We start from the raw sequence: 12,353 nt of genomic DNA on the forward strand, positions 1-12,353 counted from the left end.
GGTTCCCGCTGTTGACGTCGTTCGCGCTGCAGACCGCTCCTGCGGGTCACGGCGCCGTGGTCATCGGCTTGCTTCCGGCGGCGACGGCAGCGGTCGCCGTCATCCGCACCCGCGAGCGACCACCGACGGCGTTCTGGGTGGCAGCTGCGGTCGGGGCTGTATCCGCGGTCGTGTTCGCCCTCGGGTCGGGGGGTGGCTCGCTCGCTCTGCACTGGTCGGATCTGCTGCTGTTCGGCGCGGTGATCGCCGCCGCTATCGGTTACGCAGAGGGCGGGCTGCTGGCCGGCGAACTCGGGGCGTGGCAGACCGTCTCGTGGGCTCTGGTCGTCGCGTCGCCGGTGATGGTTGTCCTGGCGGGCATCTCGATGGCGCTGCAGACACCCACGGGGACGCCTCTCGCCTGGGCCGCGTTCGGCTACCTCTCCGCCGTCAGCATGTTCCTCGGCTTCTTCGCGTGGTACCGGGGCCTGTCGATCGGGCCGATGGCCAGGGTCAGTCAGGTGCAACTGGTGCAGCCCGTCATGACGATTTGCTGGGCGGCTCTGCTGCTGGGCGAGGTCCTGACGTGGCAGACGGCCGTCGGCGGCATCGCGGTCATCGCGTGCGCGGCAGGCGCCGTCGTGGTCAGATCATCCGTCAGACCTGCAGGTCCTGCACGAACGTAATTGTGTTGCCCGCCGGGTCGTCGACGTCGAGTGTCTTCACCACACCCGGATATTCGACGATGTCCCCGACGTCGATGCCTGCATCGCGTAGGTCGCCCATGTGGGCGTCGAGGTCGGCGACGCCGAGGACGACGCCGGTTTTACCTGCGGTGGCGGGGTTGACGCTGACCTGGATCCAGGCGTTCTCGGCGATCTGCCACTCGGCCGTGTCGTCCATGGGTTCCATGTCGGGTGCCCGCCCCAGCAGCGATTCGTACCAGAGTCGGGCGGCGTCGAATTCTTCGACGGGAAGGACGGCGACAACGTTGTCGAGCTTCATTTCTCGTTCCTCCCGCAGACCCGATTCGACACGACAGAGCGAAATCGTAAACCGGTCGGGCCGCCGATGAGCCCACAATCGCCGACGCCCGTCGCGCAGCTATCGGCCGCGAGTCATGCGCCATCCCGCGCGCGCCAGAATTGTTGCGACGATCCAGCCGATCAGGGCACCGAGAACCGGCGCGATCAGCGGAAGGTACTCACGCAGAACCTGCAGGACCCCCGGGTCGTATCGCCCCACCACGAAGGCGTAGTTGACGCGCACCGGCTGCGACGCCGCGTAGATCCACACGTATCCTACGACGGCGCCGGCGAACAGCCCGAAGACCGACAGTGTGAATTTCAAGCTGCGCATGATTCTGGCCGTCCTCGATACATCGTTCGCGGGCCGAATGATCGTACGACGGATACCGCCGACGCGTCCACCGCGGCCGACGCTGATTGGGCGCGAAGGTCTGCGACCCGGCTCGAACCGGCGGGTGGGCCTGTAAACGCTTGCAAAGCAATGCATCCGGCCCGAATCTCGCGGGCGCCACAGCATGTGCGCACGCTCTTTCGGCAGCCGCCATCGGGTACCGTGACGCTTGGTCTCGTTGGCGGGGCCGTATTGCTCGAGCGAGGGCCATGGAGGACAGATGCCGGACCGTTCGAACAGTGTCGACGGTTGCCGCCGACGCCGTCCGATCGCTGCGGTCGTGTTCACGATGGCCGTCGCCCTGTTCGCAGCGGGATGTTCCGGAGGCGACGACGACGCACCCGTCTCCGTCACCGCGACCAGCGCCTCACCGTCGAAGGCATCCACCTCGACCAACACGCCGACCCTCGTTCCGCCGAGCACGGTCGCGTCGGTGGATCCTGCCCCACCTGCTGCCGTCGAGCCGGGGCCTCCTGCGTACAGCCCCGAGCCCTTGTATATCGAACCGCAGTACACCGAACCCCAGGATGTTCAACCCCGATACACCCCGACCCCGTACACCCAACCGCAGGCACCTCGGCAGGTAGATCCGGTGGTTCCGCCGGCTGCGCCGTTGGATTCATACGGATTCCCGTTGGGGACGATCTGCGGTGCGGTGTCGTGCACCTCGCCGGATGGGATGACGTTCGTCAATCCGGACGCGCCGGGGCCGATGTTCGACCTCTGCGATCGCACCTTCTGCCCACCGCCGGGCCTGCAGATCATTCCCGACCGGCTCCCGTCCACGGGTAGCTCGAGGTAGCACTGTCCGTACTGCACAATGCACGGGTGACTCGGACCCGTCGTAGGTTGTTGCTGTCCGCGGGTGTGACCGCCGCGGTCGCTGCCGTTCTGGTCGTCGGACCGCTCAAAACGCCTGCGCTGTACGTCTGGAACGCGCAGTGCTTCGGTTGGTCCACCAGCAACGAGGGTCCGCGGCTCGTCGCGTTGGGAGACTCCATTGCGGAGGGCAATTCAGCCGTCGCCTGGGGGATTTACGGTGACACGTCGTGGTATTCGCACCTCGTATGTGGTGGTGACGCACCCGCCGCCAACGGCCTCAACGCCGGTAAGACGGGGCAGACAACCGCGCAGATCGCCGGACGCGTGGGCGACGCCTTGGCAGCGGCCCCGGATGTTCTGGTGGTCAACGGGGGTACCAACGACCAGGCGAGATCCATCCCGCTGGAGGAAACGATCGTGAACCTGCGGGCGATCCTGGACCGCGCGAGCGATGTCGAGACGGTCATCCTCGCGACGGTGCCGCCTGCCCGGTCCGCGTCGGGCGAGCTGATGAACGACGCAATCCGCTCTCTTGCTGCGGAGCGCGGCGTGCCGGTCGTCGATTTTGCCGCGACGCTGCGACAGCCTGGGTCGACGTTCGACGGAGTTCACCCGACCGCGGACTCGGCGCGGCTGATGGCGGAGCAGGTTCGCGACGCCGCCGGCCTCGACACAAAACCAACCGTGTGACACGTTGCACTATGCGAATAACAACTTCGGTAAGATTTCTGGCCCCCGAGCAAACTCAGTCGCTCTTACTGCACAATCCATGGGTGAAGATCCGAAGAAACAGCACCCCTCGTCCACCCGGCTCGAGCCATCCGGTGCAGGTCGCCGGCGTCGTAGCGCTGGTGTTGGCGGTGCTCACCGCGCTCGCATTGGTCGCAGCGACCGGACGGCTCTGAGCGGCCGGTTCGTTAAGCTCGTCGGATGTCTACCGGTAAACGCGCAATTTTACGACGCATCGTCGCCGTCGTCGTGGCCGCCTGCGCCTTATTCACGCTGGTCAACGGCATCGTCGAGGGCAGTTGGCTGTCGATATTGTTCGCCGTTGCCAGCGCCGTCGTGCTCGTGGACTGGCTTCGACCGAAACCCCTGCGCCAACCGCTCGACCCCGCGACGGTTCCGCCCGACGATGTCCGCGCGTCGATAGCCTCCACCGACAGCCGCATCATGGCCATCAAGTCGTTGCGCGAGAAGCACGACGGGCTGGGCCTGAAGGACGCAAAAGACCTCGTCGACGCCCAGCTCGACACCTGACGCACCGCCCCCACCCCGCATCGATGTCACATTCCAACCGTCTAGCCGTTGCCACGGCACATCGATGCCGGCACCCCGGCCAGCGAACCGGCACCCCGGCCAGCGACCCGCCATGCACCATGGGCCACAGCACAGCTCAGGCCAGGTCCTCCGGCCGGATTTTGAGCTTCTCCGAAATCCGGGCGAGGGCTGTTTTGTCTTCTTCCGTCAGCGGGTCGAGTACGTATTGCCGGACTGCGCGGACGTGGGTGGGTGCGGCGGCTTCGACTACTTCGTAGCCTGCGGGGGTGAGTGCGGCCATGGTGTAGCGGCCGTCGTCGGGGTCGGGTGAGCGTTCGACCCAGCCTCGTTGTTCGAATCGTTTGACCACGTTGGACAACCGGGAGAGTGAGCCGTTGGTGAGGTAGGCGAGCTGGCTCATGCGGAGGCGTAGTTCGGGTGCTTCGGAGATGTGGCTGAGGGTCAGGTACTCGAAGAGTGTGATGCCGGACTTCTGCTGAAGCGGGGCTTCGAGGCGGCCTGGCATCAGTAGGACGAGGGATACGAGTCCTGTCCACGCGGCTTTTTCGGCCGGGTTCAGCCACAGCTCGTCGTCGTCCGGTGCCATGCGGACACCCTACCGACGCAATCGACGCTTCAAGCGTGAAGTGAACATGCTACTTTTGCTTCAAGGATGAAGTTATCAAGCGAGAGGCAAGCACCATGAACGCACCGGAATTCTTCGTCACCCCCGGCTACGGCGACTACATGCTCGAGAACCTGCGCTACAGCCAGGCACTCCGGGTCGGCAACCGCGTCGACATCTCGGGTCAGGGCGGGTGGGACGACGAAATCAACTTCCCGGCCGACCTCGAGGAGGAGATCGTCAAGGCGTTCGACAATGTGGAGCGGACGCTCGCCGTCGCGGGCGCGTCATGGTCGGATGTCGTCGCGCTCGATTCGTTCCACATCCCGGAGACTTCGACGGGGTTCATCGGCGAACTCACCGGACGGGTGATGGTCGAGCAAATGAGGCTGCGGATGGGCGATCGAGCACCCATCTGGACGGAGATCGGGGTCGCGGCTCTGGGCGCGCCGGGCATGCGCGTCGAGATCCGGGTGACGGCCATTCTCCCCGAGGCGGCGTGACCGTTCCGTTACCAATCGGTCACATTGCTGTGATGAAACCATTCCGACGAAGAGATGTTCCCCTGACAGAGTTGTCCACAGAAGCACAGGGGACTTCGGACGCATGGGAGTAAAGGATGATCACAGCAGCACACCCGCTTTTCGTCGACGCAACGGCGGCGACGCTGGATGAGGTACCTCCGTTTTCGATCGACGTCGAGTCGTACTCGCCCACCTTCGCTGTACTCCGCGCTTCCGGCGATCTGGACATGACGGCGCGCTTCGATCTGATCGACACCCTCGATGAGCTGTTGTCGGGCGGGGCCGATGTCGTCGTCGACCTCGCTGCGGTGTCGTTCATGTATTCAGGAGCTGCTACCGCCGTGATCGACGCGGCATCGTCGACGGACCGCAGCGTTCGCGTCTTCGCTCCGACGCGCCCCGTCCGCATGATTCTCGACGTTCTCGGGGCGGGGGCGTTGATCGTCGACACGATGCCGGAGCCCGGTGTCTCGTCATGACGATTCAGCAGCACCCGGGTTCCGACCAATCGTCGGAGTCCGTCGAACTCAGCGCGGACTCCGGCGGTTCGTCCGGCGCGGGTACGTCGTCGTTCCTGCAGATGTTCCTCGAGGCGCGTCCGCCGCGAGACGAAGGCCGCTGAGCCGCCTGCATCCTTGATGTATAGTCCGCTATACGTATAGCCGCCTATACATCAGGAGATGTCATGACGCGTCGCTGGATCCTTGCCTGCATCACCGGTGTCGCGATCGCGGCCGTCATGGCGGCGCTAGCCGGCTGGCTGTCGCCCGTCGCACCCGCCCTGTCCGCCCTGGTCTTCGGCCTCTGCACCCTGCCAGTCGGAGTGGCCGCGGGGTGGCTGCTCTGCGTCGCACCCGCCAGGCCCGAGCCGGAACTGTCCGACGACGATGTCGAATCCCGTTGGCTCAGTGCCGCTTTGAGCGGTACGGCAACCGATCTCATCGTTGTCATCGGCGTCGGACTCGCTGCGGTGTCCCTCACGCGCAGGGATGTACCCGCCGACCTGCTGCTGCTGACGCTCCTGCTGTTCGCGGCCGCCTCGTGCACGGTGCGATACGCGCTCGCGCGTCGCAAGATGCTGTCGGCGTGAAAAACGATGTACGACGCCGGCGCATCGAATCGGGTTGGTCCCAGGCCGAATTGGCCGAGCGGATCGAGGTCACGCGTTTGACGGTCATCTCGATCGAGAAGGAACGTTACGACCCGAGCTTGCCGGTCGCCTTCCGTCTCGCCGAGGCTTTCGGGTGCACGATCGAGGACATCTTCGACCCCCGAGCCTGACCGGCACGAACATCGAAGTTGCAGGGCATGATGAGCGCATGACGTCGGAACCGCTGTAATCGATTCGCCGCGAGACGCCCGCGGTCCTGCGCAGGCATACGACGCCCGGCGAGCGGGTCGCTCTTCTCGGCTTCTCTGGATACCAAAACGCGGCGACTCTTTGAGTTAGCCAGGGGAAGTCGCGTACCTGAAGCAACTGGGCGCTGGAATCTTCTACGAGAGCGACGTGTATTCCCACAACCAAGCACTGCTGCGCAAGAAGATCGGCACAGGCACTATCTTCCTCCGCGGCGGCGGCAACTTCGGCGATAGATGGCCATGGCACCAGAAGTTTCGCGAGCGAGTGATCGCAGCCAATCCCGATAGCAAGATCGTCGTGCTCCCGCAAACATCGATTACGGGAGCGACGCCAACCTCACCCTGCTGATTCGCGAAAACCTTTCGTACCAGAAGACTCTGAAAGCTTTCCCGGACAACACCGTCGAGTACTGCCCGACTTGGCGTTCGGTGCGGAGATCGCCGAGCACCCGGGCGGCTCGGGTGCCGGTGTGGTCAGGTTGATGCGCAAGGACTCCGAGGGCGTCGATCACGGCTCCGTAGACACGGGGCGCAACTCCGTCGAGTTCGATTGGGGCCTTGAAAAGGCCGAGCAAAGACGCTGGAACATTATTCGGTATCCGACCAGGATCGCGCTCACCAAGCCGGGCACCGTGCCGTGGCTGTATCCGTGTTGAAAAAATCATCCGTGTTGAAAAAATCGTATCCGATGCTGGCGTCGCTCAATATCCGTTCGGCGCAGCGCATTCTGAACCATGCGCCCGTCGTCCTAGCCGACAGGCGCCATGCCGCGGTGCTCGCCGCGATGATGGGCAAGCGGGTGGTCGCCCTCGACAACGCGAACAAGAAGGTGTCGTCGATCTACGGCGACTACCTGCACCGCTTCGGCAACGTCAGCTATGCGGCCACCGCGGCCGAGGCGGAGGAGCTGATCGCCAAGGCCGTGCCGGACGTCGCCTGACTACACCGGCCGGAACCCGGCGCCCACTCCGCCGCCGGCGCCCAGTCGGGCGAGCGACTCCGCCGCCGATGCGAACACCGTCGGTCCGATGACGGGGACGGTGTCGGCGTGGCTGGCGATACCGACGAGCGTCGTTCCACTCACGAGTGGTCCGCCGGAGTCAGCCCACAGCGTCGGGGCCGCGGTGACGACGTCGGTGTCGGGTCGGACGTCGAGGACGGTTCCGCAGGTGGTGCCGGTGGCGGCGCCGCTCTTGCAGACGGGTGCTCCGACGGTTGCGGGTCCGATTCCGGTGACGGTCACCCCACCCGTCGACGACACGGGGATCACCTTGGCCGGGTCGAGTCGGATGACGCCGTAGTCCGGTCCCCAGTGACCGGAGACGGTGGTTCCGACGGGTCCGGCTCCGGGGTTTCCGATCAGGGTGACGGGCAGTCCGGGTGCGAGGATGCAGTGCCCGGCGGTGAGGCCGACGAGTCGTCCTGCATTGTCGTAGCCCACTGCCGCGAACGAGCAGGCCGTCAGGTCGTCGATGCCGCCGGTGGTGACGTATCCGGTGCCGGGCCCGACCACTGCGGTCGGTGCCGCCCCCGCTGGTGCTGCCGATGCCAGCGCGATCCCGAAGGCAGCGGCACCGACGACCGCAAGCGCCCTCATTCCTTGTACCTCCGCGACACCGGCGCCGAACCGTTGAACGGCGCACCCTCCGGCTTCTGGGTCGACACGGTCGACGGCCGCGGCGAAGGCTGCGCCGAGCCGTAAGGCGCCACCCCGGATGCAGGCGGCGTCGCAGCAGTCGGGGTTGCTGGCGCATCCCAGTGTGCGACGGATCCCGGGGTGACGGGGTTCGGTGTCTGGCGCGGGATCGACTTGTCCGTCTCGTAGTAGTACGAGTAGTTGTCGCCGCCCTTGCGGCCGGACGGCATCATTGTGAACACGGCGCCGAGGATGTGCGCGCCGATCTTCTCGAGGTTCCCAACGGCCCGGGTTACCTCGCTTTCGCTGGTGTGGCCGAAGCGTGCGACGACGAGTGCGCCGTCGCTGTGCGTGGTCAGAAGCGCGGAGTCCGTCACCGGGAGCAGCGGGGCACCGTCGATGATGACGTAGTCGAAGCGGCTACGGAGCTCGTCGATGACGCGGCGTGATGCTTCCGAGCCGAGGAGTTCCGACGGGTTCGGCGGCAGCGGCCCGGATGCGAGCACTTCGAGGCCTTCGTAGCTGCTGGGCTGCAGCACGTCGGAGATGTCTGCCTGGCCCGCGAGGACGGTGGAGAGTCCGACGGAGCCGATGAGTCCGAGGTACTTGGACACGCGGGGTCGGCGGAGGTCGCCTTCGACGAGGGCGACGTGGTGGCCTGCCTCGGCGAGTGCGAGGGCGAGGTTGATTGCGACGGTGGTCTTGCCTTCCGCCGGAACGGCGCTGGTGACGACGATGACGCGCGGCGGGTGGTCGACCTCGAGGAACTGCAGGTTGGTGCGGAGTTCGCGGAACGCTTCGGCGCTGGGCGAGTGCGCTGCACCGAATTCCACGATCGAGGTGTCCTTGAGCGTCTTGTCGAACGGCAGCGTGCCGACGAGCGGCGTCTTGGCTGCGGCTTCGAGCTTGGCTCGGGTTTTGATGCTGTTGTCGAGGCGGTCACGCAGGACGGCGAGGGCGATACCGAGGAGCAGGCCGACCGCCGCGCCGAGGGCGAGGTTGCGGGTGGTTTTCGGGCTGACGGGCGTCGACGACTCTTTCGCCTGTTCGACCAATCGCACGCCGGCTGCGGGTGCGCCGCCGTCCTCGGGTGTTTCGAGTTCGCGGACGAGGGTGGTCAGCTGCGTCGCGAGGGAGTTCGCGATGTCGCGGGCCTCTGCGGGCGACTCGTCGGTGACGACGATGTCCAGCAGCACGGTGTCGGGCGTCGATGTCGCGGTCACCATGGAGGCGAGCTCCGCCGGAGTCATGTCGAGGCCGAGCTCGTCGATGGTGCGGCCGGCGAGCGTCTCACCGGTGACGAGTTCGGAGTACGAGGCGACGCGCTGCTGTGAGAACAGGTTGCCCTGGTACGTCTCGCTCACGGTCGATCCACCGGAGGTGGAGACGAACACCCGGCTGGCCGACTGGTAGGTCGGTGTCGTGAGGAGCGAGACCGCGAGTGCGCCCAGCACCGCGACTGCAACGGTGACGACGATGACCATCCATCGTGTTCGCAGGATCTGAAGGTAGTCCTGTATTTCCATTGTGGGCTCCCTAATTTCTTTGCAACGCTTGTCTGAAAAGTTTCGTGCTCAGGACCGTTCGGCTCGTCATCTCATGGCACGGTCCCCGGCGTCAGCGTGAATTGGACGACGTTGATGCGCCCGTCCTTGAACCTGAACGAACAGCCGGTGAGGTAGTGGATGTAGCGGTCGTAATTCTCCAGCGAGGACAAGGCAATTGCCTCGTCGCGTCGCGCTTCCAACCGTCTCGTCCACTCGTCGAGTGTCTTGGCGTAGTGCGGGCCGAGTGCCTGCTCGCGTTCGAGCGCGAACCCGGCGTCGGCGGCTTTGGACACGACCATGTCGGATTGGGCCAGTTGCCCGCCCGGGAAGATCTCGCGCATGATGAACCGAACGAAGTGCGCGTCCTCGCGGGTGAACACCACTCCGCTGGCCATCACCTCGGCAAGGGGGCGCATCACGATGGTGTGCAACAACATTCGGCCGTCGCGGGCCAGCACTTTCCGGCACCTGTCGAAGAATGCCGTGTAGCGCTGGCGCCGAAAGTGCTCGAAGGCTCCGATGCTGACGATCCGGTCGACGGGCTGGTCGAATTCCTCCCAGCCCTGAAGCCGGATTTCGACGCCGGGGAGGCCCGCCACCGTCGTGCGTGCGTGTTCGTACTGGTTCCGGCTGAGCGTCAGGCCGATGACGTCGACGCCGTACTTTTCGGCTGCTCGTTTCGCGAGAGCGCCCCAGCCACAGCCGATGTCGAGCAGAGTCATACCGGGTTGCAGGTCGAGCTTGCCGAGCGCCAGATCGATCTTCGCGATCTGTGCCTCCTCGAGCGTCATGTGCTCCCGCTCGAAGTAAGCGCAGCTGTAGGTCATGGTGTCGTCGAGGAACAGTTCGAAGAATTCGTCCGACAGGTCGTAGTGCGCCTGCACGTTGTCGACGTACGGTTCCAATTTCTTGTTCATAAGGCCACGCCCTCCGTGACAGAAGTGCTACCGAGTACCCGACCCAGTGCGCGGGCGCCTTCTTCACCCAGCATGTGTTCGTGTTCCGCGTCCACCCGGCGCACCGAGATGTCGCCGTCGACGAAGTTCTTCCAGTGTTCCGCGCCGCGCGATCCGCGTGCGGCGAGGTAGACGATCTCGCCCTTGAACACCGGCACCTCGTAGGCGTCGACCCAGCCCGCCGCCTGCGTGACGGGTTCGTACATCCTGCGGAGGTGGTCGGGCGTCAGGAAGTCCAATTCGCTTCTCGTTGTGCGCAACCGGGCCACGATCTCGTCGAACGAGTGTCCCGTCACCCCAAGTTGGCGCGCGAGATCGTCCACGCCGAACTCTGCCGCCTCGGCGGGGGCGGCGAGCTGCGCGTCGACGAGGGCGAGCAGCGCGATCTCCTCGCCGTCGGCCTGCAGCCGGGTGGCGACGGCGTGGGCGATGACGCCGCCCAGCGACCATCCGAGCAGGTGATAGGGGCCGTTCGCCTGCACGCCGCGAATTTCGAGGACGTAGCGGTCGGCGAGCTCGTCGATCGAGGTGGGCGCGCGTTCCCCACTCGCGATCCCTGGGATCTGCAGGCCGTACACGGGTCGGTCGGTCTCTCCGAGCAGCGAAAGGTAGCTCCACGCAATGCCGATAGCCGGGTGCACGCAGAACACCGGGGCGCCGACGCCTTCCGCCCGCAACGGCAGAAGCACGTCGAAGACGCCTCCCGAGTCGGTATCGCCCGCCTCGAGCCTGCCCGCGAGGGTCGCGACCGTCGGGTGCATCAGCAGCCATCCGACGGGGACGGGGCGGCCGCGTCCGGTACCGAGCGCGTCCATTACCTGTACGACCGACAGCGAGTGGCCGCCGAGGTCGAAGAAGTTGTCGTCGACGCCGATGCGGTCGGCGGGCACGGCAAGCACATCACTGAAGGCATCCCGGACGAGGTGTTCGAGCGTCGTCGACGGCGCGACCTGCGCATCCGTCGGCACCGACGGCGTCGGTAGTCGACCGGTGTCGACCTTGCCGGACAACGTGATCGGGAGGGCGTCGACCGTGGTCACGGTGCTGGGGACCATGTAGGCGGGCACCGTCCGGGTCAGCGAGTCGCGGGCGGATCGCGGTGACGCGGTTCCGACGATGTACCCGGCGAGTGCTCCTCCGTGGCCGACGACGCAGGCCTGTTCGACGCCGGGGTGGCGCAGCAGTGCGGCTTCCACCTCGGCGAGTTCGACGCGGTGGCCGCGGATCTTGACCTGAGAGTCGACGCGTCCGACGTACTCGAGTTCGCGGGCGCCGGCGCGGTCGACCCAGCGGACGAGATCGCCGGTGCGGTAGAGTCTTTCGTCAGCGAACGGGTTCGCGACGAATCGCGACGCGGTCAGTCCCGGTTGCCGGAGGTAGCCCTCCGCGAGTCCGTTGCCGCCGAGGTACAGCTCCCCCACCACGTTGTCGCCGACGGGCCGGAGGCGGCCGTCGAGCACCACGGCGTCGAAGCCGCGCACCGGTCCCCCGATGGTGACGGGGCCGGCGTGATCGTGCGAGCGGGTGCAGGTGCCCATGATGGTCGCCTCGGTGGGGCCGTAGGCGTTGAATACCGTGCGCCCGTGCGACCACCGTTGCAGCAGAGCTGAATTGACGGCCTCACCGGCCATGATGACGACCTCGAGCGACGGCACGGCGGCGGGGTCGGTGACCTGCAGCACCGTCGGCGTCAGGCAGGCATGCGTGACGCCGTGCCCGTCGACGAAGCTCTCGAGTTCGCGTCCCGCGTAGACGTCGGCGGGGACGATCACGGCCGCGGCACCGGACCCGAACGCGAGGAGAAGCTCGAACAGCGATGCGTCGAAACTCGGTGATGCGAACTGCAATACGCGCGACTCGGGTGTCACGTCGAACAATTCACGCTGACTCGTGGCGAGGTCGGCGATACCCCGGTGCGTCACCCGCACGCCCTTGGGCGCGCCGGTCGATCCGGAGGTGTAGATGACGTAGGCGGTGTCGTCGACGGTTGCGTGCTGCGGCGCGTGGTCTGCCTGGTGCGCGACCGTGGGCGTCGCAGCGCCGGGGATCGTCAGCCAGTGCTCCCCGGGATGCCCGAATCCCTCGGCGCCGATGCCGACGACCGGCTGCGCGTGGGTGAGGATTTCCCGGACGCGGGCCGCCGGTTGCGTCGGGTCGATGGGGAGGTAACCGGCCCCGGTTCTGGCGACCGCCCAGATCGCGGTCACGAAGTCCGCCGACCTCGGT

General features: G+C 66.1%; 19 protein-coding genes. 12 read left to right on the plus strand and 7 right to left on the minus strand.

The window, feature by feature from the left end:
* The coding region (locus tag WBQ44_RS21110) for a DMT family transporter (RefSeq protein WP_495568623.1) at window positions 1–665 on the plus strand (665 nt) is incomplete at its 5' end.
* On the opposite strand, the gene WBQ44_RS21115 is transcribed toward WBQ44_RS21110, so the two are convergent.
* Together WBQ44_RS21115 and WBQ44_RS21120 are read right to left on the minus strand one after the other, a co-directional pair.
* Window positions 637–984, minus strand: a complete 348-nt coding sequence (locus WBQ44_RS21115) for a VOC family protein (protein ID WP_495568624.1) — start codon at window positions 982–984, stop codon at window positions 637–639. The genes WBQ44_RS21110 and WBQ44_RS21115 overlap by 29 nt on opposite strands.
* A gap of 99 nt (window positions 985–1,083) precedes the next feature.
* Entirely contained in the window at window positions 1,084–1,338 is a 255-nt protein-coding gene (locus tag WBQ44_RS21120) for a hypothetical protein (RefSeq protein ID WP_495568625.1), read from the minus strand.
* A gap of 280 nt (window positions 1,339–1,618) precedes the next feature.
* Here WBQ44_RS21120 and WBQ44_RS21125 point away from each other — a divergent pair, with 280 nt between their 5' ends.
* The 4 genes from WBQ44_RS21125 to WBQ44_RS21140 all read left to right on the plus strand — a co-directional run bounded on the left by WBQ44_RS21125 (window position 1,619) and on the right by WBQ44_RS21140 (window position 3,480).
* The gene (locus tag WBQ44_RS21125; RefSeq protein WP_495568626.1) at window positions 1,619–2,200 is read left to right on the plus strand and encodes a hypothetical protein; all 582 of its coding nucleotides are present in this window, start codon (window positions 1,619–1,621) and stop codon (window positions 2,198–2,200) included.
* Between the two features lie 26 nt (window positions 2,201–2,226).
* Window positions 2,227–2,910, plus strand: a complete 684-nt coding sequence (locus tag WBQ44_RS21130) for an SGNH/GDSL hydrolase family protein (RefSeq protein ID WP_495568627.1) — start codon at window positions 2,227–2,229, stop codon at window positions 2,908–2,910.
* 83 nt (window positions 2,911–2,993) lie between these two features.
* Window positions 2,994–3,125, plus strand: a complete 132-nt coding sequence (locus WBQ44_RS21135; protein ID WP_495568628.1) for a hypothetical protein — start codon at window positions 2,994–2,996, stop codon at window positions 3,123–3,125.
* Between the two features lie 25 nt (window positions 3,126–3,150).
* Entirely contained in the window at window positions 3,151–3,480 is a 330-nt protein-coding gene (locus WBQ44_RS21140) for a hypothetical protein (protein WP_495568629.1), read from the plus strand.
* Between the two features lie 136 nt (window positions 3,481–3,616).
* On the opposite strand, the gene WBQ44_RS21145 is transcribed toward WBQ44_RS21140, so the two are convergent.
* Complete coding sequence (locus WBQ44_RS21145; protein ID WP_495568630.1) at window positions 3,617–4,087, minus strand: MarR family winged helix-turn-helix transcriptional regulator; 471 nt, start codon at window positions 4,085–4,087, stop codon at window positions 3,617–3,619.
* Between the two features lie 95 nt (window positions 4,088–4,182).
* Here WBQ44_RS21145 and WBQ44_RS21150 point away from each other — a divergent pair, with 95 nt between their 5' ends.
* The 7 genes from WBQ44_RS21150 to WBQ44_RS21180 all read left to right on the plus strand — a co-directional run bounded on the left by WBQ44_RS21150 (window position 4,183) and on the right by WBQ44_RS21180 (window position 6,928).
* The gene (locus WBQ44_RS21150) at window positions 4,183–4,608 is read left to right on the plus strand and encodes a Rid family hydrolase (protein ID WP_495568631.1); all 426 of its coding nucleotides are present in this window, start codon (window positions 4,183–4,185) and stop codon (window positions 4,606–4,608) included.
* A 116-nt stretch (window positions 4,609–4,724) separates the two neighbouring features.
* Window positions 4,725–5,108: an STAS domain-containing protein gene (locus WBQ44_RS21155; protein WP_495568632.1), complete on the plus strand. Its 384-nt coding sequence runs from the start codon at window positions 4,725–4,727 to the stop codon at window positions 5,106–5,108.
* Window positions 5,105–5,251, plus strand: coding sequence for a hypothetical protein (locus WBQ44_RS21160; protein ID WP_495568633.1), 147 nt, complete (start codon window positions 5,105–5,107; stop codon window positions 5,249–5,251). The genes WBQ44_RS21155 and WBQ44_RS21160 overlap by 4 nt, the downstream gene beginning before the upstream one ends.
* A 63-nt stretch (window positions 5,252–5,314) precedes the next feature.
* Window positions 5,315–5,719, plus strand: coding sequence for a hypothetical protein (locus WBQ44_RS21165; RefSeq protein WP_495568634.1), 405 nt, complete (start codon window positions 5,315–5,317; stop codon window positions 5,717–5,719).
* The gene (locus WBQ44_RS21170; RefSeq protein WP_495568635.1) at window positions 5,716–5,910 is read left to right on the plus strand and encodes a helix-turn-helix transcriptional regulator; all 195 of its coding nucleotides are present in this window, start codon (window positions 5,716–5,718) and stop codon (window positions 5,908–5,910) included. Before WBQ44_RS21165 ends, WBQ44_RS21170 begins: the two co-directional genes overlap by 4 nt.
* A 497-nt stretch (window positions 5,911–6,407) precedes the next feature.
* Window positions 6,408–6,644, plus strand: coding sequence for a hypothetical protein (locus WBQ44_RS21175; protein ID WP_495568636.1), 237 nt, complete (start codon window positions 6,408–6,410; stop codon window positions 6,642–6,644).
* A 32-nt stretch (window positions 6,645–6,676) separates the two neighbouring features.
* Window positions 6,677–6,928: a hypothetical protein gene (locus tag WBQ44_RS21180; protein WP_495568637.1), complete on the plus strand. Its 252-nt coding sequence runs from the start codon at window positions 6,677–6,679 to the stop codon at window positions 6,926–6,928.
* Here WBQ44_RS21180 and WBQ44_RS21185 read toward each other — a convergent pair whose 3' ends face one another.
* The 4 genes from WBQ44_RS21185 to WBQ44_RS21200 all read right to left on the minus strand — a co-directional run.
* The gene (locus WBQ44_RS21185) at window positions 6,929–7,585 is read right to left on the minus strand and encodes a S1 family peptidase (protein ID WP_495568638.1); all 657 of its coding nucleotides are present in this window, start codon (window positions 7,583–7,585) and stop codon (window positions 6,929–6,931) included.
* Window positions 7,582–9,150, minus strand: a complete 1,569-nt coding sequence (locus WBQ44_RS21190) for a tyrosine-protein kinase domain-containing protein (protein WP_495568639.1) — start codon at window positions 9,148–9,150, stop codon at window positions 7,582–7,584. Before WBQ44_RS21190 ends, WBQ44_RS21185 begins: the two co-directional genes overlap by 4 nt.
* Before the next feature lie 71 nt (window positions 9,151–9,221).
* Complete coding sequence (locus tag WBQ44_RS21195) at window positions 9,222–10,088, minus strand: cyclopropane mycolic acid synthase family methyltransferase (protein ID WP_495568640.1); 867 nt, start codon at window positions 10,086–10,088, stop codon at window positions 9,222–9,224.
* Window positions 10,085–12,353 (minus strand): amino acid adenylation domain-containing protein (locus tag WBQ44_RS21200; protein WP_495568641.1); only part of this gene is annotated, 2,269 nt, incomplete at its 5' end. The genes WBQ44_RS21195 and WBQ44_RS21200, both read right to left, overlap by 4 nt.

This window comes from Rhodococcus sp. (in: high G+C Gram-positive bacteria) (assembly GCF_049591685.1).
GTDB lineage: Bacteria > Actinomycetota > Actinomycetes > Mycobacteriales > Mycobacteriaceae > Rhodococcoides.

Excerpts from the sequence above, each read along its gene's own strand:
- WBQ44_RS21115 (WP_495568624.1), bottom strand. The coding sequence starts at position 984 with ATGAAGCTCGACAACGTTGTCGCCGTCCTTCCCGTCGAAGAATTCGAC.
- WBQ44_RS21120 (WP_495568625.1), bottom strand. The coding sequence starts at position 1,338 with ATGCGCAGCTTGAAATTCACACTGTCGGTCTTCGGGCTGTTCGCCGGC.
- WBQ44_RS21125 (WP_495568626.1), top strand. The coding sequence starts at position 1,619 with ATGCCGGACCGTTCGAACAGTGTCGACGGTTGCCGCCGACGCCGTCCG.
- WBQ44_RS21140 (WP_495568629.1), top strand. The coding sequence starts at position 3,151 with ATGTCTACCGGTAAACGCGCAATTTTACGACGCATCGTCGCCGTCGTC.
- WBQ44_RS21145 (WP_495568630.1), bottom strand. The coding sequence starts at position 4,087 with ATGGCACCGGACGACGACGAGCTGTGGCTGAACCCGGCCGAAAAAGCC.
- WBQ44_RS21150 (WP_495568631.1), top strand. The coding sequence starts at position 4,183 with ATGAACGCACCGGAATTCTTCGTCACCCCCGGCTACGGCGACTACATG.
- WBQ44_RS21155 (WP_495568632.1), top strand. The coding sequence starts at position 4,725 with ATGATCACAGCAGCACACCCGCTTTTCGTCGACGCAACGGCGGCGACG.
- WBQ44_RS21160 (WP_495568633.1), top strand. The coding sequence starts at position 5,105 with ATGACGATTCAGCAGCACCCGGGTTCCGACCAATCGTCGGAGTCCGTC.
- WBQ44_RS21165 (WP_495568634.1), top strand. The coding sequence starts at position 5,315 with ATGACGCGTCGCTGGATCCTTGCCTGCATCACCGGTGTCGCGATCGCG.
- WBQ44_RS21180 (WP_495568637.1), top strand. The coding sequence starts at position 6,677 with ATGCTGGCGTCGCTCAATATCCGTTCGGCGCAGCGCATTCTGAACCAT.
- WBQ44_RS21185 (WP_495568638.1), bottom strand. The coding sequence starts at position 7,585 with ATGAGGGCGCTTGCGGTCGTCGGTGCCGCTGCCTTCGGGATCGCGCTG.
- WBQ44_RS21190 (WP_495568639.1), bottom strand. The coding sequence starts at position 9,150 with ATGGAAATACAGGACTACCTTCAGATCCTGCGAACACGATGGATGGTC.
- WBQ44_RS21195 (WP_495568640.1), bottom strand. The coding sequence starts at position 10,088 with ATGAACAAGAAATTGGAACCGTACGTCGACAACGTGCAGGCGCACTAC.